The sequence below is a fragment of the Pseudomonas saponiphila genome, assembly GCF_900105185.1.
Classification (GTDB): domain Bacteria; phylum Pseudomonadota; class Gammaproteobacteria; order Pseudomonadales; family Pseudomonadaceae; genus Aquipseudomonas; species Aquipseudomonas saponiphila.
Map to the genome: position 1 here is coordinate 4295186 of NZ_FNTJ01000001.1, position 23311 is coordinate 4318496.

The window sequence follows — 23311 nt, forward strand, 5'->3', positions numbered from 1 at the left end:
TTTTTCTCGACTACAGTCTGCCCATGCCTGCCCAACTCAAGCGTCGCCTGTTTGTTTTCCTGTCTCTGGTCCTGCTGATCACCCTGGGGCTGTTCGCCCATTGGTGGTTCCACGGCCGTTTTTATGAAACCACCGATAACGCCTACGTCCAGGGCGAAATCACCCGGGTTTCCAGCCAACTGAGCGCACGGATTGAAGAAGTACGAGTGCAGGACAACCAGCACGTAGAGAAAGGCCAATTGCTGATACGCCTGGAAGGTCAGGACTTCCAGCTGGCGGTGGACCGCGCCCAGGCCGCTCTCGCCACCCGTGAAGCCGAACGCCTGCAGGCCCAGAGCAAACTGACCCAACAAGCCAGCCTGATCGCCGCCAGCCAGGCTCAGGTGGCATCGAGCCAGGCCAGCCTCGGCCGCTCGCAGATCGACCTGTCCCGAGCCCAGACCCTGCGCAAGCCCGGCTATGTCTCCGAGGAACGGGTCACCACCCTTTCCGCCGACAACCACATCGCCCGCTCCCAGGTGGCCAAGGCTGAAGCCGACCTGCAAGGCCAGCGCCAACAGGTCAACGCCCTGAACGCCGAGATCAAGCGCCTCGACGCTCAGATTGCCAATGCTCAGGCCGACCTGGCCCAGGCGCAATTGAACCTGACCCGCAGCGAAATCCACGCCCCCATCAGCGGCATCATCGGCCAGCGTGCGGCGCGCAGCGGCCAGGTGGTACAGGCCGGCGCCTACCTGCTGTCGATCGTTCCGGACCAGGACATCTGGGTTCAAGCCAACTTCAAGGAGACGCAGATCGGCCACATGCAACCCGGACAACAGGCCGAGCTGACCTTCGACGCCTACGGCGACACCCCGATCCAGGCCCGGGTCGACAGCCTGTTCGCCGCCTCGGGCGCACAGTTCAGCCTGCTGCCACCGGACAACGCCACCGGCAACTTCACCAAGGTGGTACAACGCATTCCGGTGAAACTGACCTTCGCCCCCGACAACCCCCTGCAGGGCAAGATCCGGCCGGGGATGTCGGTCACGGTCAAAGTGAACGTCAAAGACCCTGTCGATGGCCGGTGATCAACTGCTGCGCCCGCTGACGGAACCCAGCCGACGCGACTGGATAGCGGTCATGAGCGCCATGCTCGGCGCCTTCATGGCGGTGCTCGACATCCAGATCACCAACTCCTCGCTGAAGGATATCCAGGGCGCCCTCTCCGCCACCCTTGAGGAAGGCTCGTGGATTTCCACCTCCTACCTGGTGGCGGAGATCATCATGATTCCCCTCACTGCCTGGCTGGTGCAGTTGCTCTCGGCCCGGCGGCTGGCGACCTGGGTTTCGGTGGGTTTCCTGATCGCCTCCCTGCTCTGCTCCATGGCCTGGAGCCTGGAAAGCATGATCGTGTTCCGCGCCCTGCAGGGCTTTACCGGCGGCGCGCTGATTCCCCTGGCGTTCACCCTGACCCTGATCAAGCTCCCCGAGCACCATCGGGCCAAGGGCATGGCCATGTTCGCCATGACCGCCACCTTCGCCCCCTCCATCGGCCCGACCCTGGGTGGCTGGCTGACGGAAAACTGGGGCTGGGAATACATCTTCTACATCAACGTGCCGCCGGGCCTGCTGATGATCGCCGGCCTGCTGTACGGCCTGGAAAAAAAGCAAGCCCACTGGGAACTGCTCAAAAGCACCGACTACACCGGCATCCTGACCCTCGGCCTGGGCCTGGGCTGCCTGCAGGTGTTTCTTGAAGAGGGCCACCGCAAGGACTGGCTGGAGTCGAACCTGATCGTGACCCTGGGCAGCATCGCCCTGGTCAGCCTGATCACCTTCGTCATCGTCCAGGTTTCCAAGCCCAATCCACTGATCAACCTGGGCATCCTGCGCAATCGCAACTTCGGCCTGTCGAGCATTTCCAGCCTGGGCATGGGCGTTGGCCTGTACGGCTCGATCTACCTGCTGCCGCTGTACCTGGCGCAGATCCAGAATTACAACGCCCTGCAGATCGGCGAAGTGATCATGTGGATGGGCATACCGCAGCTGTTCCTGATTCCCCTGGTGCCCAAGCTGATGCAGTTCATCTCGCCCAAATGGCTATGCGCCCTGGGGTTCGGCTTGTTCGGGCTGGCGAGCTTCTCTTCAGGCGTGCTCAATCCGGACTTCGCCGGGCCGCAATTCAACCAGATCCAGATCATCCGCGCCCTAGGCCAGCCGCTGATCATGGTCACCATTTCGCTGATCGCCACGGCTTACATACAGCCCCAGGATGCGGGCTCGGCTTCGAGCCTGTTCAACATCCTGCGCAACCTCGGCGGCGCCATCGGCATCGCCTTGCTGGCGACCCTGCTGGATGCCAGGACCAAGACCTATTTCGACTACCTGCGTGAAGCGCTGGTGCCCAGCAACCCGCAAGTGGCGGAACGCCTGGCGACCCTCACCGACAAGTTCGACAGCGAATCCGCGGCCCTGGGCAAGCTCAGCGAGATCACCCACCAGCAAGCGCAGATCATGGCCTACAACGACGCCTTCCATTTTGTCGGCATTGCCCTGGGCATCAGCATGCTGGCGGTGCTGTTGACCAAGGCCCTGCCCAAGGGCATCAAGGCCGGCGAAGCCCACTGACCCACAAATGGCCTGTAGGAGCTGGCTTGCCAGCGAATCGCCCCCCCAACCCTTGCACAGGATTTGAGGGCCTCTTCGCCGGCAAGCCGGCTCCTACGAGGGATCGAGTGGCGTTAGACGGTGAGCAGGCGCTCGCGCAGCTTGGCGATTTCGTCGCGCATCTGCGCCGCGGCCTCGAACTCCAGGTCGCGGGCCAATTGGTACATCTTCTCTTCGAGCTGACGGATGCGTTTGCTGATTTCGCTCGGCGAACGCAGCTCGTTTTCGTAGCGGGCACTTTCCTCGGCAGCCTTGGCCATGCCCTTGCGCTTCTTGCTGCGCGAGCCCGGCACAGTGGCGCCCTCCATGATGTCGGCAACGTCCTTGAACACCCCTTTGGGGGTGATGCCGTTGGCCAGGTTGAAGGCGATCTGCTTGTCACGCCGACGCTCGGTTTCGCCAATCGCCCGCTCCATGGAGCCGGTGATGCGGTCGGCATAGAGAATCGCCCGGCCGTTGAGGTTACGCGCGGCACGACCAATGGTCTGGATCAACGAGCGCTCGGAACGCAGGAAACCTTCCTTGTCGGCATCCAGAATCGCCACCAGGGACACTTCCGGCATGTCCAGGCCTTCACGCAGCAGGTTGATCCCCACCAGCACGTCGAACGTGCCCAGGCGCAGGTCGCGGATGATTTCCACCCGTTCCACCGTATCGATGTCCGAGTGCAGGTAGCGCACCCGTATGCCGTGGTCGGCCAGGTAATCGGTCAGGTCCTCGGCCATGCGCTTGGTCAGGGTGGTAACCAGCACCCGCTCTTCCAGCGCCACGCGCTTGGTGATTTCCGACAGCAGGTCGTCCACCTGGGTCAGGGCCGGGCGCACTTCCACTTGCGGGTCCACCAGGCCGGTGGGGCGCACCACCTGCTCCACCACGCGCCCGGCGTGTTCCGCTTCATAGTTGCCCGGAGTGGCGGAGACGAAGATGGTCTGTGGGCTGACACCTTCCCACTCGTCGAAGCGCATCGGCCGGTTATCCAGCGCCGACGGCAGGCGGAAGCCGTACTCCACCAGGGTTTCCTTGCGCGAACGGTCGCCCTTATACATGGCGCCGACCTGGGGCACGCTGACGTGGGATTCGTCGATCACCAGCAGCGCATCCGCCGGCAGGTAGTCGTACAAGGTGGGTGGCGCGGCCCCGGCGGGACGACCGGAGAGGTAGCGCGAGTAGTTCTCGATGCCGTTGCAGTAACCCAGTTCGAGGATCATCTCCAGATCGAAACGGGTGCGTTGCTCCAGGCGCTGGGCTTCTACCAGCTTGTTGTTGGCGCGCAGGTATTCCAGGCGCTCCTGCAACTCCACCTTGATCCCCTCGATGGCATCCAGCAGGGTTTCCCGCGGGGTCACGTAGTGGCTCTTGGGATAGAAGGTGAAACGCGGCAGCTTGCGGATCACTTCACCGGTCAACGGATCGAAGGCGCTGATGCTTTCCACCTCGTCGTCGAACAGCTCAATGCGGATCGCCTCCAAGTCGGATTCCGCCGGGTAGATGTCGATCACGTCGCCGCGCACGCGGAAGGTGGCACGGGCGAAGTCCATGTCGTTGCGGGTGTATTGCAAGTCCGCCAGGCGCCGCAGCAAGGCGCGCTGATCGAGTTTGTCGCCGCGGTCCACGTGCAGGACCATCTTCAGGTAGGTTTCCGGGCTGCCCAGGCCATAGATGCAGGACACCGTGGTAACGATGATGGCGTCCTTACGCTCCAGCAGCGCCTTGGTCGCGGACAGGCGCATCTGCTCGATGTGGTCGTTGATCGAGGCGTCCTTCTCGATAAAGGTATCGGACGACGGTACATAGGCTTCGGGCTGGTAGTAGTCGTAGTAGGAAACGAAATACTCCACCGCGTTATTCGGGAAGAACGCCTTGAATTCACCATACAACTGGGCGGCCAGGGTCTTGTTCGGCGCCAGTACCAGGGTCGGGCGCTGCACCTGGGCAATCACATTGGCGATGCTGAAGGTCTTGCCCGAGCCGGTCACGCCGAGCAGGGTCTGGTGGGCCAGCCCGGCCTCGATGCCTTCGACCAGCAGGCGGATGGCTTCCGGCTGGTCGCCGGCAGGCTGAAAGCGGGTGACTAGCTGGAATTCGGACATAACCTACCTCTGGGATCATTCGTGCGCGGCGATACCGTACAGGAACGAGAAAGACCGCGTACGACCGATGTCGCCGGGGAAAAAAACGCAATGAGCTGGATGTGGAGACAGATACCACGGCTTTCAAGGTAAAGGTCTTACACCCGATAACACCCGGAATATTGCAATAAGACTAACGGTCAAAAAATAAAGCGAAAAACTTGTCGCAAAAGGTCAATCGGCTGTCGCCCCCCGCGATGATGGCCTCTATACTAGCTCCCCGTTTGTGCACCGCTCTAGTGCATTCGGCTGGAGCGCGACACGTCCCTCCACACTCCATTCAGAGCCGCCGTAAAAATGAGCCTGTTCTCCGCTGTCGAAATGGCACCACGCGATCCAATCCTGGGCCTCAACGAAGCATTCAACGCCGACACCCGTACCGACAAGGTCAACCTTGGGGTGGGCGTGTACTGCAACGAGGAGGGACGCATTCCACTCCTGCGCGCCGTTGTCGAAGCCGAGACAATTCGCGCCGCTCAACACGCTTCCCGCGGCTACCTGCCGATCGACGGCATTGCCGCCTACGACCAGGCGGTACAAAAGCTGCTGTTCGGCAACGACTCGCCCCTGCTGGCCGCTGGTCGTGTAGTCACCACCCAGGCCGTTGGCGGTACTGGCGCCCTGAAAATCGGCGCCGACTTCCTCAAGCAACTGCTGCCCAACGCCGTGGTCGCCATCAGTGACCCGAGCTGGGAAAACCATCGCGCGCTGTTCGAAACCGCCGGCTTCCCGGTGCAGAACTACCGCTACTACGACGCCGCCACCCACGACGTGAACCGTGCCGGCCTGCTGGAAGACCTCAATGCCCTGCCGGCCCAGTCGATCGTGGTGCTGCACGCCTGCTGCCACAACCCGACCGGTGTCGACCTGAGCCCGCAGGACTGGAAAAACGTCCTGGAAGTGGTCAAGGCGAAAAACCTCGTGCCATTCCTCGACATGGCCTACCAGGGCTTCGGCGACGGCATCGATGAAGACGCCGCAGCCGTGCGCCTGTTTGCCGAGTCGGGCCTGACCTTCTTCGTATCCAGCTCCTTCTCCAAGTCGTTCTCGCTGTACGGCGAGCGCGTTGGCGCCCTGTCCATCGTCAGCAGCTCCAAGGAAGAAAGCGCCCGCGTGCTGTCCCAGGTCAAGCGCGTGATCCGCACCAACTACTCCAACCCGCCGACTCACGGTGCAACCATCGTCGCCGCGGTGCTGAACAACCCGGAACTGCGCGCCCAGTGGGAGCAGGAACTGGCGGAAATGCGCCTGCGGATTCGTGGCATGCGCACCCAGATGGTCGACCTGCTGGCCAAAGGCGCCCCTGAGCACGACTTCAGCTTTGTCGGTCGCCAATGCGGCATGTTCTCCTACTCCGGCCTGACCGTTGAGCAAGTGACCCGCCTGCGCAACGAGTTCGGTATCTATGCCCTGGACACCGGTCGCATCTGCGTCGCCGCGTTGAACCAGAGCAACATCGAGGTCGTGACCAAGGCCATCCTCCAGGTGATCTGATCCACCACCGCTGCGCAAAAAGGGGAAGCCAGGGTGCTTCCCCTTTTTTGTGCGCGCGCCGCTACTCTGCAGCCCAGCCCCCAGCATCCTCTAGACTGAAGCCACGCCTCCCCTGCCAATCGAGAATCCAGATGAAAAACGATGACCTGCGGGCCGACCGCGACGAACTTGAGCACTATCTGCCCCGCTCGCAGAAACGCGAGAAGAGCCTGGTGCTGCAAATCGCCCTCGGCGTATTTCTCGGCGGGCTGGCTCTGTGGCTGGTGCAACTGGCGGCCACGTCGCTGATGGCCAAACTGATGCTCGGTAGCCTGACCTTCGGCGGTTGAGCAGCCTCAACTCGTCAGCTCAGACAAGCGTTTACCGGCGGCGGCATCAAACGCCACGTACAGCGCCTCGGCCACCTGGCTCTTGATGGCCTGGGCGCTTTCCAGTCCAAGGACAAAACCTCGACCTTGCCGCCGGCACCCTGCAGATCGGGCGCCGATCCGGCCTGGGTGATGGCGTCCAGCAGCTTGCTGGGCTGAAGCCCTGCCCTTTGAGCGGGCTGATCTGCTCGATGCCCATCACGCTAGCCCGCAGCAAGGCGGGAAAAACCGGGAAGGAACCTGGGATAAATCGCAGCGGATCATAAAGGCCAACCTGTGCGGCTGGCGGCCGCTAGCCCGTGCAACCACTTCCTGACAGCCATGGCAGCCCCTAACGGATCACGTGTTGGCCCGCCAGCCGACAAAACCCTCGAAGTCATGCCGGCAGATCATGCAGATTCGCGCCGTGCTTAAAAAAATCTCCTCAGCTTGTTGACTTCCCTTTTTGAATCAGTAAGATACGGCGCATTCCGCGATAGCTCAGTTGGTAGAGCAAGTGACTGTTAATCACTGGGTCCCTGGTTCGAGTCCAGGTCGTGGAGCCATCTTCCTGTACTGATTTGCCTCAAGCCCAACAAGAGCGCCCTGCTCTTCCGGCAAGTCAGCCCAAACGCTTCTCCTCTATTGATTCTCCGACCCGCATGTCAGTCCGGCATGCGGGATAAGTGCTTTGTCGAGCCGAATGACTCATGCCAAGGTCTGGTTGCCTTGTCGCAATGGCCTGACGTAGGCTGTGCGCCTATTTTTTTGGCCAGTCAGACCACGATGTTCCTGCCAGCACAGTCCCCGTGCCTCTCCCCTTCGATGAGCCCTTCGGCAACCCTGGCGGTTGCCCAGCATGATTGCGCGATCAACCGGCGGCGCCGCAGCGTGCTGTTCGCCTTCACCTTCTCCCCGCACCAGAGCCGTCGCTAACCGCGATTGAGCCCGGTGCCGCTGGCCGGAGCTGGCTGAGTCTCGAAGCTCCCCCCACTTCATTGACCGCTTCGCCTGCAGCCGCGCCCTACGCCATGGGCCCAGGCCCGGTTATCGCCCGTATCTCGGCGGATGCTGTCACGCGGCGTCCGCGACACCTCTATTTTTTTAGCGCCTGAGTTAATGGCGCGGGTCTTGAAGATGAATAAAGCCTTGTTAGCCGCCCTGATCCTGGGCATTTCCATTGTCGGCCTGAGCATAGGCTCCACAGTGCCGATCCTCGCCCTGCGCCTGTATCAGGCCGGCGCTTCGAACAACCAGATCGGCATCATGTCGGCACTGCCTGCGGCGGGAATGATGCTCTCGGCCTTTCTGGTCAATGCCCTGGGCCAGCGCCTGACCCGGCGCCAGATCTATCTGCTGTGCTTCAGCCTCTGTGCGCTGAGCGTGGCGGCTCTGGAACTGCCCGATGCCAGTCTCTACAGCCTCGGCCTGGCCCGGGTCGCCATGGGCCTGGGGGCCGGGCTGATCATCATTCTCGGGGAAACCTGGGTCAATGAAATGGCCGAGGACGCCAGCCGCGGACGACTGGTGGCGGTCTACACCACCTGCTTCACTTTCTTCCAGCTGCTGGGCCCAGGGCTGGTGTCCTTGCTGGGCACCGAGGGGCCGGCGGTACTGGCGATCGTCAGCGTCGGCTACGCCATCGCGATTGCCGTGGTCTGGCTGACCCTGCCCCAGGCAGACGCCTCGAACCTCCATGAGGAAAGCCGGAGCTTCTCGGTTCTGGGCTTTATCCGCATCGCTCCGGCCTTGTGCGTGGGCATTCTGTTTTTCGCCTTTTTCGACAGCGTGGTGCTGTCGCTGTTTCCTGTGTATGCAGCCGGCCACGGCTACAGCATCAAGCTGGCGGCACTGATGGTGACCATCATTCTCCTGGGGGATACGGCATTCCAGTTTCCCCTGGGCTGGCTCTCGGACAAGCTGGGACGCCCCGGCATCTACCTGGGTTGCGGTTGCATCGCCCTGCTGATCGGCCTGTGCCTGCCGCTGCTGATGACCGCTCCCACCCTGCTCTGGCCAAGCCTGGTCATCCTGGGGGCGGCGGCTGGTGGTATCTACACCCTGGCCATCGTGCTGATCGGACAATCCTTCAGCGGAGCGGACCTGGTCACCGCCAATGCCAGTGCCGGCCTGCTCTGGGGTATTGGTAGCCTGCTGGGCCCTCTACTCAGTGGCGCCGCCATGAGCGGTGGCAGCTATGGCCTGCCACTGACCCTGGCGGTGGCCGCCGCGGTGGTCGTAGGGTTTGCCTTGTCCCTGGTGCGCCAGGAGCAACTGGACAACGTTGCGCAATAGCAGGATCGTCCCCTGCCGACGCGGCCGCAGGTCATTCACAGGCCGCGTTTTTGTCATTACCATCGCGCCCTTCGAAGCCCCCCAACGGATAACCCTGCAATGGACCGAGCTCTGCGCCTCCTGCCTCTGTGTGGACTGCTGTCACTGCTGCCCCTGCCGGCCCTGGCCAGCCCACCGGTGGACTGCGCCGCCCTGAGTGACAACGCCTCCCTGGAGGCCGGCCAATACCGTCCGCCCCTGGAGGCCAAGGTCATCGGCGAAGGACGGTTGCACTTCCACAGCGGACCAGACGCCGCCTGCATCGACAAGAAACTCTATGTGATCCCTGGCGACGGCCTGACGGTGTACGCCTCCAGCGACAGTGGCTGGGCCCAGGTCATGTACATCGCCAAGGACGGCGAGGACTACAGCGGCTGGGTCGAGGAAAAGCGCCTGCAGTTGGGCAGTCATTACGGCGGCCCACAACTTCCCGGCGAGGTCACGACCTTTATCCAGCGCCACGAGGATTGCCTGCACTTTGCCGGCGAGGAGGCCTACGACGAAGAGCGCCGGGCCGAACTGGAGAAAGCCGTCAATCAAACCTGTGTCGGCCACGATCGCCAGCTCGCCGCCCTGCGCAGCCAGTACCAGGACAACCCCGAGGTCCTGCAGGCCCTGGAACCCCTGGAAAACCTCGAATAATCACGGCTCGATAAAAAACGGCGCCTTCAGGGCGCCGTTTTTTCATGCCGTGACACTTGCACTCAATGCGTGGCTTCGGCACTGCCGCGGGCATGGCTTGGCGCAGCACCGTCCCCGGACTGCGGCGACGATTGACCCGAAACCTCAGCCACCAGCGGCACCTCATTGCCTTCGGCATCGTGCAGCTTGCCACCGCTGAAATAGTCCCCTTCACGCAGCGCAGCAATGTCCTGGAAACGCAGGCTGCGTTCGGTGCCGGCGACGAACACCGACTGCTGGTCGGAGTTGCCTGCAGTGAAGTGGTTGAACGCAAGGTTCAGCACGATCGCCATGATCGCCGAGGAACTGATGCCCGAATGGAAGATCGTCGCGAACCAGCTGGGGAAATGGTCGTAGAAGCTCGGCGCGGCAATCGGGATCATGCCGAAGCCGATTGAGGTGGCAACGATGATCAGGTTCATGTTGTTGCGGTAGTCGACCTTGGACAAGGTGCGGATGCCACTGGCAGCCACGGTGCCGAACAGGACGATACCGGCCCCGCCGAGCACCGAGGTCGGCACCGCGGCAATCACCCGCCCCATGAATGGCAGCAGACCGAGAATCACCAGGAACAGCCCGCCGGTGGCGACCACGAACCGACTCTTGATCCCGGTGACCGCCACCAGCCCGACGTTCTGGGCAAAGGCGCTCTGGGTGAAGGAGCCGAAGATCGGCGCGATCATGCTCGACAGCATGTCGGCACGCAGGCCGTCGCCCAATCGCTTGGAGTCGACTTTGGTGTGGATGATCTCACCCACCGCAAGGATGTCCGCCGAGGTTTCCACCAGCGTCACCATGACCACGATGCACATCGACAGGATCGCCGCGACATGGAAGGTCGGCATGCCGAAATGGAAAGGCGTGGGCAGACCGAACATCGGCCCCTGGCTGACGCCGGAAAAGTCCGCCATGCCCAGGAACACCGCGACCACGGTGCCGATGATCATGGCCAGGAGAATCGACAGCCGGGAAATCGCCGCACTGCCGATCTTGCTCAGCAGTAGCACCAGGGCCAGCGTCAAGGCCGCCAGGCCGATGTTCGACATGCTGCCAAAGTCCGCCGCGCGACTGTTGCCGCCCATGGCCCAGCGCGCCGCGACCGGCATCAGTGTCAAGCCGATGGTGGTGATGACAATGCCGGTGACCAGGGGAGGAAAGAACTTGGTGATCCGGGAGAACACCGGGGTGATCAGCAGGCCGATCAGCGAGGCGGCGATCACGGCCCCGAGCACCGACTGGAAGCCCCCCTCCCCGGTACTGGTGACAATCGCCACCATGGTTGAAACCCCCGCAAAGGACACCCCTTGCACCAGCGGCAGCTTGCAGCCGAAAAACGGCACACCGAGGGTTTGCAGCAAGGTCGCCAGCCCTCCCGCGAACAGCGAGGCCGCAATCAACAGACCGATCTCCGCCGGCGACAGGCCGGCCGCCTGGCCGATGATCAAGGGCACTGCAACGATGCCGCCGTACATGGTCAGCACGTGTTGCAGGCCATAAGCCATATTCGCGCCAATACCCAAATTTTCATCTTCGGGCCGTTGCTGTGAAACCTGGGGCGTATTCATGGTGTGGGGTTCCCTGTTTTTGTTATGCGCACACTGTATGCAACATCAAAGACAACTGTCCATAGGATTGTATACAGTTTGCCACTCGGGATTTCTGCGGTCCCCGCGTGCGGACAACCCGTGCAAAGCCCTCGACTATCGCCCCCGACCCAGCCTGAAAAGCCGTCCCAGAGCCGTCGCTCAACTCAGCACCAGGCAGGAACGGCGCCCTCGCGCGAGTTTTTCCACGCTGTTCCAGGAATTGAAAAACAGGATTAAAAAAGCCGATCCGCTTGCCGGATCGGCTCACACCTCGCACCCGAGGAACAATTACTGGGCCGGAACCCGGATCTTGTACACATTGGGCGCGACACGAACCCACTGATCACTGACCAATGGATAGACCTTGGTCCGCGCCGACAGACGCAGCAGTTGCGAGTTGATGGTGGCCAGGGTCTTGACGTTGCCATCACGGGTATAGCTCAGCATGTTGTCCCGCAGATTGACGATGGTGTTCCAGGTGTCCGTGTTGTTGACGATGTACTGGGCGTTGCGCTCGAACTCCTCACCCGGGTCGTCATTGCGACCGTTTGGCCCGAGGAACAGGTTCCACGGCATCCAGGTGTAGAAGCCATGGAAGGTGTCCCAGCCCAGCGGCCGTGGCGGCACGCCGGCGTTGGCCCGCACCACGCCCCGACCGATCTCTTCGAGCAGGGTCTTGGCCTGGTCGTAGTCGGCCTGCACCGCCGGGGTGACGTTGACCTGGTTGTCCCGTCCATAGCTGAGGAAGCGCCCGCCGAAGCCGTCCCAGAACCCTTTCAGCTCCTTGAGATGCCCACGCTGCACCACGGACATGTAGAAATCCCGCAGTTGGTTGTAGGCAATGATGTGATGGCGACTGACCGGGACGGTGTACGCCGCTCCGACACCGGAAGCCGTGAGATCGGCGTTGTAGTTGTTCGACGGCGGATAGGGTGAGCCGGCACGGGCGTCCATGCTCAGGTTGTAGCTGCCGTCGGGATTGGGCACTGCGTAGCTGGCGCTGGAACACAGGCCGAGCACGACCAGCAGGGCTGCGAGCAGCACTGCCCGGAAGCGCCTCAGTGATGCACCAGCGCTGTCGAGCAGGTTTGAACGGGGTGTTTTGTGCATGATTCTCTCCTTGAGAAATGACCGGCTTGCCGGTGAAGTCTAAGGAGCAGGAGCCTGCAGATTTAACCGGGAATCGATTCCGCCCCCGCCCTGGCGCGCACTGCAAAGCCCAAAGAATCAGGACTCAAGCAATTGTCCGATCACCCGCCGCAGCTCGGGATGATTGGGCAGGCGCAAGGCGAACTCATCCTGCAGCAGGCGCATCAGCTCCCCGGCCTCGGTGATCTCCCGTCGCTCGCTGGGTTGCCCCACCCGATGCAGGGCGTAGCTGCCGTTGTTCAGCGTGCGGCGCACTCCCGGCCCTATCAGCGCCACCTTCAGCTGGCCAAGGAAAGGTGAATCCGGGTGAGTGGAGACGTACCAGTTGCCCATCTCGTAATCCACATCGCCCTGCACCTGCAGATCGAAGACATAGAGAGCCCGCCATTGCTCCGCGACCTTGGCGCGCAGGGTGTAGCTGCCCTCGCGCCGGGTGATGCGATAGGGCTCATGGGGCGTGGCCTGCTCTTCTTCGGTGTCCAGCCGCAAAGGCGCGGTGGGTACCATGCCGCCAAAGCCGACGTCGGCGATGTAGCGTTGGCCGTCCAGATGCAACAGGGTCAGCCGATGGCTGCGAGCGGTGAGCGCATCCTCCGGCCCTCCCATCACTACCCGCCCGGTGATGCCCCGGGCCTCGTAGCCCAGGTGCTGCAGCAATGCCAGGAAGCTCTGGTTGAGCTCGTAGCAGTAGCCGCCGCGACCCTCGTGGAGAATCTTGCGCTCCACGGACGCCAGATCGATGGGCACTGGCACCTGTAACAGGGTCGAAAGGCTTTCGAAGGCAAAACGACAGACATGACGCCATTGCAGCTCCCGCAGGTTTTCCAGGGTCGGCGCTGGGGGGCGTGAGTAGCCGAGTTGCTGCAGGTACAGGTCGAAGTCCATCAGGTGCGGCTGGCTCATGCACAAATCCTTGAAATGAGGGTCGCACAGGGTCACAACCGACCCTGGCAGGTCGGGCTTATGTATAAGCCAGAAACGGGAAATCCAGACAATGAATTCGGTTGATATTTTTTATTGCGGTGGCTCTGGATTGACCCTTGCCAAGCGCCGGGGACGACCCTGTAATAGCCCTCCCTCCGTGTGGCCGCACAGCTTCGTCAACACCGAGGCCAGATACCTGATGCGGCGCCATGCCCCGGAACACAGGACCCGGGGGCGGGCGCGCTTCATCGACAACGATCCACCAGTACCTGCAACAACGCCCCAGCCGATCCTGAACCTTCAATCCAACCCCTTTACAAGGATGTAGCCATGCCGGTCGATTTCACTCTACGCCACGCTGAGCACGGGGATGCGCTGTGCATCAGTGGCCTGGCCACCCAGGTCTTTCTCGACACCTACGCCACCGATGGCATGCGCAGCGACCTGGCCGAGGAGGCCCTGAGCGTCTACGCCCCGGAGCAGTTCCGCCAGCGCCTTAAAGACCCCGCCAGAACCCTCCTGCTGGCTGAACGCAACGGGCACCTGCTGGGGTTCGCGGAATTCGCCCGCCAGGCCCGAGCGCCGCTGCCAGGGTTATCCGATGCCGTGGAACTGGTGCGCCTGTACGTGCAGCGTCATGCTCACCGGCAAGGCGTTGGCCAGGCGCTTCTGCAACAGGTGGAAAGCCTGGTGAAAAACAGCGATACCCCATGCCTGTGGCTCGCCGTCTGGTCAGAGAACCACCGGGCACAGGCCTTTTATCAAGCCCTGGGGTATGCCTGCGTCGGCCGCACGGCGTATGAATTTGGGGGCAACGCCTATGCCAATCAGGTGTTCTGCAAGCGTTGCTAGCACCTCAACGATCGGAACGCTGCAAGGGTTCTCCGGTGCGCTCCGCTGGCAAGGCCATGACTCGGTTACGCCCCATGGCCTTGGCCTGGTAGAGCGCCTCGTCCGCACGCTCGATAAACATCTCGATACTGTCGCGTCCGCTGGGCACGAAGGAATAGCAGCCCAGGCTGACCGTCACGCACCCCACCGGGGAGCCGGAGTGGGCAATGTCGCGCTGCATGACACTGCAGCGAATCTGCTCGGCCATGGCCAGCGCGCCGTGGATATCGGTATCGGGCAGCAACACCGCAAACTCTTCGCCGCCGTAGCGCACAGCCAGATCGGCCTTGCGCTGGCAACAGCTCTTCAGGGCCTGGGCCACTTCCGTCAGGCAGTGATCGCCCGCCACATGGCCATAGGTATCGTTGTAGCGCTTGAAATAATCGATATCGACCATGATCAGGCTCAACGGGCTGTGTTGCCGGGCACCACGGCCAAACTCGATCATCAGGGAACGCTCGAACAAACGTCGATTGGCCAGGCCGGTGAGGCTGTCATGGGTGGCAATCACCTCCAGCGCCTCCTGAGCATTGCGCAGGTCCATCTCGATCCGCTCGTTATTGCGCACCTGACTGACGAACACCCAACCGAACAGCCCTACCCCCAACAGCACCAGAGCGACGATGGCCGAGGATTGATAAGCCGAGGCGTACCAGCCCTTGAGAATCGAATCCTTGGAGTTTGCCGCGGCCACCACCAGCGGGTAGGCCTGCAACTGGCGATAGCCATACAGGCGCGTCACCCCATCCACAATCGAGGTGATCATGGCATTGCCGGAAGTGGCCTCGGGCAGGTACTTGCTGAAGATCTCGCCGCGGGACAGGGAAGCGCCGATCTGCCGCTCCTCGAATGGCCGCCGCGCAATCAGGGTGCCATCGGACAGGGCCAGGAACATCGCGCCCTGTTCATCGATATTGAAGCTTTTGAAGAACTGATCGAAATACGCCAGCTTGATACCGGCCATCAGCACGCCCTGGAAATTGCCGTCCCGATCATTGATCCGGCGCGAGATGGGGATAATCCATTCACCGTTGGCGCGACTGCGAATCGCCGGGCTGATATGGACCTGCAGCGAGGCGTTCTGCTGGTGAAAGCGGAAGTAGTCGCGATCGGCGACATCCTTGCCGTGGGGCGATTCGTTGAACGAACTGACCAGCCACTGGCCTTGCTTGTCGTAGAGAAAGACCCCGCTCAATTGGGTCAGGGCCTGCACCCGTCGGGCAAAGATCTGCTGCAGGCGCGGGCGCTGCCGGGGCTCATCCCCCAGGGCCTGGATCCACTCGGACAGGCTCATCAACACCAGATCGGCCTCCATGAAGGTGTCCTCGGCCTGCTGGGCAATCGCCCGGGTCAGGTTGGTGGAGTTGACCTCAGCCTGAGCCAGGTCATGTCGCCAGGACTGCTCCAACTGCAGGAACAGCAAACCGCACAGGCACAGGAACACCGTGGCAATGAAGGCTACCGCGGCCTTGAGCAGCGGCAGGCGCTTGAGGTTGCCGCCGGGGGCATGCTGAGGATCGTAGATGGGGACAGGCAATAGGGTCTTCCTGACGGGAAAGGCCTGGGCAACAAGGCACATTCCTGGTTGTTTTCATGACTGGCGCAACGACCAGCGCCCTGCGAAGCATCATTTGCGTGACGTTTGAACACAGGCAAGGCTCTCACGCACCTGCACATGGCCTGCCCCACGCCAGGGTTATCGGCCGCAAAGGGCGATGCCTGAAGCGCGCAACGTCGACTACAAGCACATTTGACAATCCGCCGACACCGCGCTGCCACCAGCGCCTGATCCGCCCCAAGCCCCACTGAACACGCAAAACCGAGCATCGGGGAACTGTGGCAACGGTATTCGGGCAACAGTGTACAGAGCACCAAGCCCGACCTGCTGGCGATTCCAACAAATCGAGCCCCTGACAACCTCCAGCAGCCCACTGTCCCAGCATCTCTGCCACTCCAGCACCATCGAGCAAAAAAAGTCGCAAAAAATCCATCGCTTCATGCATTCCTGGTCTATACACAACTCATAAAAGCAGTCCGCTCTCCCATTCATCAGAACCTCTTGGTCATACACAGGCAGCGCTGGACATCGAGTTACCAAGGAGTGGAAGTTGATTGGTAGTCACACGCTGAGTCGCTTCATGTTCAGGCCCTGGCGCCATCGAGAACTGCTGTTGACCCTGATCGAGCGTGAAGTCGCAGGCCGCTATCGCGGCTCGATCGTCGGCATCCTGTGGTCCTTCCTCAATCCCTTGCTGATGTTGCTGGTCTACACCTTCGTTTTCAGCGTGCTGTTCAAGGTGCGCTGGGAATCCGCCAGCGATTCGAAACCCCAGTTCGCCCTGCTGGTGTTTACCGGCATGCTGGTCTTCAACCTGTTTTCCGAATGCCTGGTCCAAGCTCCGGGGCTGATCCTGAACCACGCCAATTACGTGAAGAAGGTGGTGTTTCCCCTGCAGATCCTGCCCTGCGTGATGCTCGGAGCAGCGCTGTTCCAGACCCTGGTGGGTTTTATTGTCTGGCTGGTCTTTCACCTGCTGGTCTTCGGCCTGCCGCCACTCACCACCCTGCTGTTTCCTCTGGTCCTGCTGCCGCTGGTGTTGTTTACCCTGGGATTGTCATGGCTGCTGTCGGCCCTCGGGGTCTACCTGCGGGATATCGGTCAAGTCATCGGCGTACTGATGTCGGCCCTGATGCTCCTGTCCGGGGTCTTCTACCCGGTGAATGCCCTGCCGGCCATCTACCAGCACTGGCTCTACATGAACCCGCTGACCCTGGTGATCGAGTCCTCCCGCGACGTTCTGATCTGGGGGGTGGTGCCCGATTTCGGCCCATGGCTGGGGCAACTGACGGTGGCTGGCATCGTGGCTGTTCTAGGTCGAGCGTGGTTCGAGAAGAGCCGCCAAGGGTTTGCCGATGTGCTCTGAGCTGGCGATCAGGACTCAGGGCCTGGGCAAGTGCTATCAGATCTACGACCAGCCACGAGATCGCTTGCTGCAATTGTTCCGGCCTCGCAGCAAACAGCGCTATCGCGAGTTCTGGGCATTAAAGTGCGGATTTCGGTGAACGTGACCGAGCGTTTCGCTAATACGTGACCGGTGCTTCCACCCCGGTTGCGCGGGTTCTGGATTGTAATCGCATCGGTCACGATGCGGCTTGTTCCTCGGCTTTTTTTCGGCGCAGCGACTCGCCTTTCATCGTCAGTCGGTAGGCGTTGTGCACCAGGCGGTCGAGGATGGCATCGGCCAGGGTCGGGTCGTTGATCCAGCCGTGCCAGTGCTCGATGGGCAGTTGGCTCGTCAGGATGGTGGAGCGGCTGCCAGCGCGGTCGTCGATCACCTCCAGCAGGTCATGCCGGGCTCCTTCCTCCAGCGGGGCTAGCGCCCAGTCGTCCAGCACCAGGACGTCGACCTTTGCCAGCTGTTGCAGGGTACGGCCGAAGCTGCCGTCGCCATGAGCGATGCGCAGTTGTTCCAGCAGGCGCGGGGTGCGCAGGTACAGGGTGCTATAGCCCTGGCGGCAGGCCTGGTTGCCCAGGGCGCAGGCCAGCCAGGTTTTGCCGGCACCGGTCGGGCCGGTCAGCAGCAGGTTGTGCTGCTGGCGGATCCAGTCGCCACTGGCCAGGGTGGCGATCAGACGCTCGTCCAGGGCGCGTCCGGTGCGGCGGTCGAGATCTTCCAGGCAGGCGTTGGCGTACTTGAGCTTGGCCTTCTTGCGCAGCCGTACCAGGCGCTGGTTGTCACGCCAGGCCAGTTCGCGGTCGAGCAGTAGGCCGAGGCGTTCATCGAAGCTCAGGCTGTGGCTGGCCGGCAGCGTCCATTGCTCTTCCAGGGCGCGGGCCATGCCGTCCAGGCGTAGCTGGTGCAGTTGATTCAGGGTGTGTTGCGGCATCATCGAACAGCTCCTGTTGCGGGGGTTGGTAGTAGTCGGCGCCACGGACGTTCTCGTGGTCGCCGGGTAAGGTCGTTTCGGCGGCACGCTGGGGCAGCGGCTGTTGATCCAGGCCTTGCTGGAGCAGGTTGCGCACGCTGCGCCCGGTGAAGGCGCGCAGGTGTACGGCACGTTCGGCAGCGGCTTCCAGGCGTGCATTGCCATAGCGCCGGGCCAGCGAGAGCAGGCCGAGGCAGGCGCGGTAGCCCATCTCCGGGTGCGGCTTGTGGGTCAGTTGGTGATCGATCAGTTGGCGCGTGTAGGGGCCGATCCGCGCGCCCCAGTCGAGCAGGCGTTGTGGCGTCCATTCGCGATGCGCCTGGTGCGCCGCGGGCATGTGCTCGCGCTGGGTACTGTAAGCGCCGCGTCGCCCCAGCAGCAGGTGGCTGGCCACCCGCCGGTTGCCATGCAGCACTTCCAGGGTGTGTGCCGTCAGTCGCACGTCCACGTTCTGCCGGGCCAGGGCGGAGGGCACGCTGTAGAAGCTGCCATTGACCTCGATGTGGTAGTCGATGCTGACCTTGCAGCGCTTGAAGGTGGCGACCTCGTAGGGATGCACCGGCAGCGCTCGCAAGGCCGGGCGATCCAGGCGCTCGAACCAGTCGCGCCGGCAGCCATCGAGCCGCTTGAACGGGCGCCGATTCAGATCCTCCAGCAGCTCGGCGATGGCCTGGTTAAGCGCATGCAGGCTGAAGAACTGCCGATGGCGCAGCCGCGCCATGATCCAGCGCTCGACCACCTGCACCGCCACCTCGGCCTTGGCCTTGTCCTGAGGCTTGCGTGGCCGTGCCGGCAGGATCACCGTCTGGTAATGACGCGCGCACTCCAGCGTGGCCCGGTTCAGGCCCGGCTCGTAGCGATCCGGCTGGGCGACCAGGGCGCGCGGATTGTCCGGCACAACCATTTCCGGCACGCCGCCAAAGTAGGTCAGAGCCTGGCCCAGCGAGGTCAGCCAGTCCACCTGGGTTTCGCCTGGCGTCGCGCAGGCATAGGTGTAATTCGAGGCGCCCAGGGCGGCGACGAAGATGTGCGCCCGGCGCACTTCGCCGGTGGCCGGGTCGACCACCGGCAGCGTCGGCCCGGCATAGTCGATGAATAGCTTCTCGCCCGCACGGTGCAGCTGACGCATCGAACGTTTGAGCGTCTGGGCGTAGCGCCGGTAGTGCTCGACGAACTGGGTGTAGCGGTAGGTCGGCTGGCCCGCATGCGCGGCGAGATATTCCTCCCACAGCAGCTGCAAGGTCACGCCCTTGCGTCGCAACTCGCGGTGGATGCTCAGCACATCGGGCAGCACTCGCTCACCGCGCGGCTTGTTCGTCGACGTCGGTGCAAACAAGGCGGCCGCCAGCGCGGCCTCGTCCATGGCCACCAGCGCCGGCCAGTCCAGCCCGGCCACCCGCGCCGCCGCGATGTACTTGCTAACCACGCCCTTGGACAGCTGCAAGGCACGGGCAATCTTCTCGTGGGACAAGCCGGCCTCAAACTTGAGGCGCAGACATTCTTTGATGTTTCGCATGGCTACTCGCGGCGCCGCCATCTTCCTCTCCCGAAATCGGTCGAGGATGGCGGCGCATCAGGTCATGCGCAACGAAGGGGAAGGCTTTCGCTAAGTCGTGACCGGCGATTTCGGTAAGCCGTGACCACCTGTTTCGGAACAGGCGGAAAATCGGTCACGTTGCTACCGAAATGAGCGGTCACGCGTTAGCGAAATGACCGGTCACGATCAACCGAAACGGCCGGTCACGGTGCTCCGAAATCCGCATTAAAGGACGTGTCGCTGGAGATTCGCAAAGGCGAGGCCCTGGGCATCATCGGGCGCAACGGCAGTGGCAAATCGACCTTGTTGCAACTGATTTGCGGCACCCTTGGCGCCACCACCGGCACCCTGTCGAGCCACGGCCGTATCGCCGCCCTGCTGGAGCTGGGTTCAGGCTTCAATCCGGAGTTCAGCGGCCGCGAGAACGTCTACCTCAATGGCGCGGTACTGGGCCTGAAACGCGCGGAAATCGACGCACGCTTCGACGAAATCACCGCCTTTGCCGGAATCGGCGAGTTCATCGACCGGCCCACCAAGACCTATTCCAGCGGCATGCTGGTGCGCCTGGCGTTCGCTGTCTCGGTGTGCGTGGAACCGGACATCCTGATTGTCGATGAGGCCCTGGCCGTGGGCGACGCCTCGTTCCAGTTCAAATGCCTGGAACGACTTGACCGCCTGACTCGGCAAGGCATGACGCTGCTGTTCGTGTCCCATGACATGAGCATGGTCAAGCGCTTCTGCACCCGCGTCCTGTACCTGCGCGACGGTGAAGTCCGCGCCAGCGGAGCGCCGGAAACCATCGCTGAACTCTATTTGCTGGACATGCGCGACGAGCAGCGCCGCCGGGCCAGCACCGGGGCGATCCGGGTCCACGCCAAGACCCCGCTCAACCCGGAACGCGGCGTGGCCTTCGGCACTGCAGAAGGGCAGATCACCTCAGCGGTATTCAGCAGCACCGGGACGTTGTATTCGAGCTTCGTCCATGGCGACGTGATTGAAATCGCCATCGACACTCTGGTCAGCGACAGCGTCACCCGCCCCAACATCAGCCTGACCATTCAGGAAGCCCGGCTGCTGGTGGTCAGCGGGGTCAATACCCCCCTGCACAGCGATGCATCCGAGGCTGGTTGGCGACACGCCTCGATCCGCTTGCGCTTCGCCGCCAACCTCGCGCCCGGGCGCTATCACATCACGCTAAAGCTGATGGATGGCGAGACCGAGGAGACCTCCCAACTGATTGAAAAACAGGTGGCCCTATTGGCCTTCGACACCTTGCCGGGCAACAAGCATTTTTTGGGGATCGTCGACATGCACATCGAAGACGTCACGGCGAAGCGGCAAACGACCCCGCTGACCGAGGAACGCTCATGAGTGACAAGACGTGGCAAGTAGCGATTTTCGGCACCTTTGACGTGGCCAACTACGGAGACCTGCTGTTTCCCCTCATTGCCGAGGCGGAGTTGCGCAAGCGCCTGGGCTCCGTGCACCTGCACGCCTTCTCCTATCACCCGCGCACCACACCGCAATGGCCCTACGACGTCACCTCGGTCAGCGAGTTGCCCCGACTGATCGAGACTCTCGACGGGGTGCTGATAGGCGGCGGCTTCATTATTCGTTTCGACAAGATGGTCGCCCCCGGGTACTACCCACCGACCCCACAGATCCACCATCCCACGGGCTATTGGCTGACACCGGCGTTGCTCGCCCTGCAACATGAGGTGCCATTGATCTGGAATGCCCCGGGCATGCATTGCAACGGGGTTCCGTCCTGGGCAGTGCCTCTGGTCAAGCTGACCCTGGAGCTCAGTCCCCATGTGCAAGTGCGTGACACCCCATCCCAAACCACCCTGTTAGCCTTGAGCGAGCAGGCCAGGATCGAGGTGCTGCCAGACACCGCGTTCGGCTTGCACAACATCATCGACCTGCAGCAGCCCAGTCCCGAATACCGCCAGTTGTGCGAACAGGCCGGCTTGAACGGAGCCTATCTGGTGGTGCATGCGATTGCCGGTCTGGAGAGTTTTCTGCAACTGTGGAAGACCCATTCAGCCCTGTTCGCCCAGTGGCAACTGCTGCTGTTGCCCATAGGCCCGGTGCTGGGAGATCACGAATCGATTCTCGGCGAAGACCTGCCAAGAGCCGTGAGCCTGTCTACCTGGCCGACGCCGCTGCTACTGGCCGAGATTCTCGGCCATGCCCAAGGCGTGATCGGCCACAGCTATCACCTGGCGATTACCGCGCTGTCCTTCGGGGTGCCGATTTTCAGTTCGGCCAACTTGGATCAAGGCAAGTACACCGCCCTGCAGGACTATCAGGGAATCTACCCTCTGCACGCTGTTCGAGAGATAGAGCCCCAATGGTTTCTGGAACGCCTGGTCCGACGCATGCCCTGCCCTCGCCTCATCGAGGCCCGCGAACAGTTGCATCGCCATTGGGATCGAGTGGCCCAACTCATCAGCCAGGGCCGCCGCCCAACCCGCCAGGCGCTGGACCAATTCTGTCAGACGTTGCCAGGGCTCCTGGAGGAAACCCACCAGGACTGGCGGCAAGAGTGCCTAGATAAACAAGCGGAACTGGATGAACTGCGCATGCAGTTTGAGCGATTGAAACAGCAACAACAGCAGCAAGCGCAACTCATGAAACAGACCTGTGGCGAACTCGACCGAATGTATCGCTCGAGTTCCTTTCGCATCACCGCGTCACTGCGGTTCTTGCGACGTCACGTCAATCAATTATTGGGAAGATGAACAGAATGCTAGATCTGACCATGCTCACCAAACAGCCATTGCACAGCCAGCCTTTTCGCTGGGGGCAGATCAATGATCTGTACTCGGCGCAAGACGCCGCCGCCCTGGCAGCGACCTACCCTCATGATGCCTTCAAGCGGGTGTATGGGTATGGCGGCGAAAAAGACTATGAGTACCAGGCGCGCCAATTGGTGGAAATGGGCACCGGACGCATCGTCCACCTGGAGGGCCTGAGTCCCGCATGGCGCGAACTCGCCGCCGAACTGAGCTCAGAAGCCTATCGCCTGGCAATGTCGGGACTGACCGATATGGACCTACGGACAGCTCCGATGGAGATCAATGTATTTCACTATGGCCCACAGGCTTGCCTGGGCCCTCACCCCGACCTGAGCGACAAGCTGGTCACCCACATCCTGTATTTCAACGAATCCTGGAACATCAGCGATGGCGGCTGCCTGAACATCCTCGGCTCCGCGGACCCCATGGACGTGGTGGCGGTGATCCCGCCCCTGGTAGGTCACTCAGCAGTCCTGGTGCGCGCCGACCATTCATGGCACGCCGTATCGAAGGTAGTGGACAACTGCCGGACTTCACGCCGCAGCATGACCGTGACCTTCTACCGTGCAGGCTCTCTGAGTTCGATGTGGCCAGCCGCGGACCAGGCCCCGCTGCATGACTATGAAGGGCCTCATGACTGAACCTTACGCAGGCACAACTCACTGCAACATCACCCGACAGGAAGCCTGGAATGCCACTCCCTGATCCTTCGTTGCTGTTCAGGCCACTGCGCAAGCTCTATCGGAGATTGCCACTGCCTTATGCTCTGCGAGTCTTGCTGGGCCGAATCTATCGCCGGATAGGGTCGCCGGTAAACCGAGCCATACAACAGCGAATACTGGCCAACAGCCTGTTCCGGCCT

The 23311-nt window shown here is 62.2% G+C and carries 18 protein-coding genes, 1 tRNA gene and 1 pseudogene; 12 read left to right on the forward strand and 8 right to left on the reverse strand.

Going from position 1 to position 23311, the window contains the following annotated elements:
• The first annotated feature begins 23 nt into the window (after window positions 1-23).
• Both BLV47_RS20220 and BLV47_RS20225 read left to right on the forward strand, forming a co-directional pair.
• Window positions 24-1070, forward strand: coding sequence for an HlyD family secretion protein (locus BLV47_RS20220; RefSeq protein ID WP_092316489.1), 1047 nt, complete (start codon window positions 24-26; stop codon window positions 1068-1070).
• A complete protein-coding gene (locus BLV47_RS20225) occupies window positions 1060-2610 on the forward strand; it encodes an MDR family MFS transporter (RefSeq protein ID WP_092316491.1) in 1551 nt (516 codons plus the stop codon). The genes BLV47_RS20220 and BLV47_RS20225 overlap by 11 nt, the downstream gene beginning before the upstream one ends.
• Before the next feature lie 113 nt (window positions 2611-2723).
• Here the strand turns inward: BLV47_RS20225 and uvrB are convergent, their stop codons facing one another.
• Window positions 2724-4739 (reverse strand): excinuclease ABC subunit UvrB, encoded by a 2016-nt coding sequence (gene uvrB, locus BLV47_RS20230; RefSeq protein ID WP_092316493.1) that lies wholly within the window; start codon window positions 4737-4739, stop codon window positions 2724-2726.
• Between the two features lie 336 nt (window positions 4740-5075).
• Between uvrB and BLV47_RS20235 the strand changes: the two genes are divergently transcribed.
• Both BLV47_RS20235 and BLV47_RS20240 read left to right on the forward strand, forming a co-directional pair.
• Window positions 5076-6272: an amino acid aminotransferase gene (locus BLV47_RS20235; protein ID WP_092316495.1), complete on the forward strand. Its 1197-nt coding sequence runs from the start codon at window positions 5076-5078 to the stop codon at window positions 6270-6272.
• A 131-nt stretch (window positions 6273-6403) separates the two neighbouring features.
• Complete coding sequence (locus BLV47_RS20240; RefSeq protein WP_060841907.1) at window positions 6404-6601, forward strand: hypothetical protein; 198 nt, start codon at window positions 6404-6406, stop codon at window positions 6599-6601.
• Window positions 6602-6607: 6 nt separating this feature from the next.
• Here the strand turns inward: BLV47_RS20240 and BLV47_RS37100 are convergent.
• Window positions 6608-6839, reverse strand: a pseudogene (locus BLV47_RS37100) (hypothetical protein).
• A 270-nt stretch (window positions 6840-7109) separates the two neighbouring features.
• Between BLV47_RS37100 and BLV47_RS20245 the strand changes: the two are divergent.
• The 3 genes from BLV47_RS20245 to BLV47_RS20255 all read left to right on the forward strand — a co-directional run bounded on the left by BLV47_RS20245 (window position 7110) and on the right by BLV47_RS20255 (window position 9595).
• A tRNA-Asn gene (locus BLV47_RS20245) sits at window positions 7110-7185 on the forward strand.
• Between the two features lie 571 nt (window positions 7186-7756).
• Entirely contained in the window at window positions 7757-8914 is a 1158-nt protein-coding gene (locus BLV47_RS20250) for an MFS transporter (RefSeq protein WP_092316497.1), read from the forward strand.
• A 99-nt stretch (window positions 8915-9013) separates the two neighbouring features.
• Window positions 9014-9595: an SH3 domain-containing protein gene (locus BLV47_RS20255; protein ID WP_092316499.1), complete on the forward strand. Its 582-nt coding sequence runs from the start codon at window positions 9014-9016 to the stop codon at window positions 9593-9595.
• 62 nt (window positions 9596-9657) lie between these two features.
• On the opposite strand, the gene BLV47_RS20260 is transcribed toward BLV47_RS20255, so the two are convergent.
• The 3 genes from BLV47_RS20260 to BLV47_RS20270 all read right to left on the reverse strand — a co-directional run bounded on the left by BLV47_RS20260 (window position 9658) and on the right by BLV47_RS20270 (window position 13272).
• Window positions 9658-11199, reverse strand: coding sequence for a nucleobase:cation symporter-2 family protein (locus BLV47_RS20260; protein WP_092316501.1), 1542 nt, complete (start codon window positions 11197-11199; stop codon window positions 9658-9660).
• Window positions 11200-11508: 309 nt separating this feature from the next.
• On the reverse strand, window positions 11509-12330 hold the full coding sequence (locus BLV47_RS20265; protein WP_092316503.1) for a hypothetical protein: 822 nt from the start codon (window positions 12328-12330) through the stop codon (window positions 11509-11511).
• A gap of 117 nt (window positions 12331-12447) precedes the next feature.
• Window positions 12448-13272: an arylamine N-acetyltransferase family protein gene (locus BLV47_RS20270; protein ID WP_092316505.1), complete on the reverse strand. Its 825-nt coding sequence runs from the start codon at window positions 13270-13272 to the stop codon at window positions 12448-12450.
• A gap of 351 nt (window positions 13273-13623) precedes the next feature.
• On the opposite strand from BLV47_RS20270, the gene BLV47_RS20275 reads away from it, so the two are divergent.
• Complete coding sequence (locus BLV47_RS20275; RefSeq protein WP_092316507.1) at window positions 13624-14145, forward strand: GNAT family N-acetyltransferase; 522 nt, start codon at window positions 13624-13626, stop codon at window positions 14143-14145.
• Between the two features lie 4 nt (window positions 14146-14149).
• Here the strand turns inward: BLV47_RS20275 and BLV47_RS20280 are convergent, their stop codons facing one another.
• A complete protein-coding gene (locus BLV47_RS20280) occupies window positions 14150-15721 on the reverse strand; it encodes a sensor domain-containing diguanylate cyclase (RefSeq protein WP_092316509.1) in 1572 nt (523 codons plus the stop codon).
• A gap of 571 nt (window positions 15722-16292) precedes the next feature.
• Here BLV47_RS20280 and BLV47_RS20290 point away from each other — a divergent pair.
• Window positions 16293-17108 carry an ABC transporter permease gene (locus tag BLV47_RS20290; RefSeq protein ID WP_092316513.1) on the forward strand — a complete coding sequence of 272 codons (816 nt, stop codon included), beginning with the start codon at window positions 16293-16295 and terminating at the stop codon, window positions 17106-17108.
• A 217-nt stretch (window positions 17109-17325) separates the two neighbouring features.
• Here BLV47_RS20290 and istB read toward each other — a convergent pair whose 3' ends face one another.
• Both istB and istA read right to left on the reverse strand, forming a co-directional pair.
• Entirely contained in the window at window positions 17326-18075 is a 750-nt protein-coding gene (gene istB / locus BLV47_RS20295) for an IS21-like element IS1474 family helper ATPase IstB (protein ID WP_062838242.1), read from the reverse strand.
• Complete coding sequence (istA, locus tag BLV47_RS20300) at window positions 17963-19648, reverse strand: IS21 family transposase (RefSeq protein WP_062838241.1); 1686 nt, start codon at window positions 19646-19648, stop codon at window positions 17963-17965. The genes istB and istA overlap by 113 nt, the downstream gene beginning before the upstream one ends.
• Before the next feature lie 234 nt (window positions 19649-19882).
• Here istA and BLV47_RS20305 point away from each other — a divergent pair, with 234 nt between their 5' ends.
• From BLV47_RS20305 to BLV47_RS20315, 3 genes are read left to right on the forward strand one after another with little or no spacing between them, the layout of a single operon-like run.
• On the forward strand, window positions 19883-21019 hold the full coding sequence (locus tag BLV47_RS20305; RefSeq protein WP_092316515.1) for an ABC transporter ATP-binding protein: 1137 nt from the start codon (window positions 19883-19885) through the stop codon (window positions 21017-21019).
• Window positions 21016-22392, forward strand: coding sequence for a polysaccharide pyruvyl transferase family protein (locus tag BLV47_RS20310; protein ID WP_092316517.1), 1377 nt, complete (start codon window positions 21016-21018; stop codon window positions 22390-22392). The genes BLV47_RS20305 and BLV47_RS20310 overlap by 4 nt, the downstream gene beginning before the upstream one ends.
• 5 nt (window positions 22393-22397) lie before the next feature.
• Entirely contained in the window at window positions 22398-23090 is a 693-nt protein-coding gene (locus BLV47_RS20315) for a 2OG-Fe(II) oxygenase family protein (protein WP_092316519.1), read from the forward strand.
• Window positions 23091-23311 lie beyond the last annotated feature (221 nt).

Coding starts and splice junctions, on each gene's coding strand:
- BLV47_RS20220 (WP_092316489.1), top strand. CDS start 24: ATGCCTGCCCAACTCAAGCGTCGCCTGTTTGTTTTCCTGTCTCTGGTC.
- BLV47_RS20225 (WP_092316491.1), top strand. CDS start 1,060: ATGGCCGGTGATCAACTGCTGCGCCCGCTGACGGAACCCAGCCGACGC.
- uvrB (WP_092316493.1), bottom strand. CDS start 4,739: ATGTCCGAATTCCAGCTAGTCACCCGCTTTCAGCCTGCCGGCGACCAG.
- BLV47_RS20235 (WP_092316495.1), top strand. CDS start 5,076: ATGAGCCTGTTCTCCGCTGTCGAAATGGCACCACGCGATCCAATCCTG.
- BLV47_RS20240 (WP_060841907.1), top strand. CDS start 6,404: ATGAAAAACGATGACCTGCGGGCCGACCGCGACGAACTTGAGCACTAT.
- BLV47_RS20250 (WP_092316497.1), top strand. CDS start 7,757: ATGAATAAAGCCTTGTTAGCCGCCCTGATCCTGGGCATTTCCATTGTC.
- BLV47_RS20255 (WP_092316499.1), top strand. CDS start 9,014: ATGGACCGAGCTCTGCGCCTCCTGCCTCTGTGTGGACTGCTGTCACTG.
- BLV47_RS20260 (WP_092316501.1), bottom strand. CDS start 11,199: ATGAATACGCCCCAGGTTTCACAGCAACGGCCCGAAGATGAAAATTTG.
- BLV47_RS20265 (WP_092316503.1), bottom strand. CDS start 12,330: ATGCACAAAACACCCCGTTCAAACCTGCTCGACAGCGCTGGTGCATCA.
- BLV47_RS20270 (WP_092316505.1), bottom strand. CDS start 13,272: ATGAGCCAGCCGCACCTGATGGACTTCGACCTGTACCTGCAGCAACTC.
- BLV47_RS20275 (WP_092316507.1), top strand. CDS start 13,624: ATGCCGGTCGATTTCACTCTACGCCACGCTGAGCACGGGGATGCGCTG.
- istB (WP_062838242.1), bottom strand. CDS start 18,075: ATGATGCCGCAACACACCCTGAATCAACTGCACCAGCTACGCCTGGAC.
- istA (WP_062838241.1), bottom strand. CDS start 19,648: ATGGCGGCGCCGCGAGTAGCCATGCGAAACATCAAAGAATGTCTGCGC.
- BLV47_RS20310 (WP_092316517.1), top strand. CDS start 21,016: ATGAGTGACAAGACGTGGCAAGTAGCGATTTTCGGCACCTTTGACGTG.
- BLV47_RS20315 (WP_092316519.1), top strand. CDS start 22,398: ATGCTAGATCTGACCATGCTCACCAAACAGCCATTGCACAGCCAGCCT.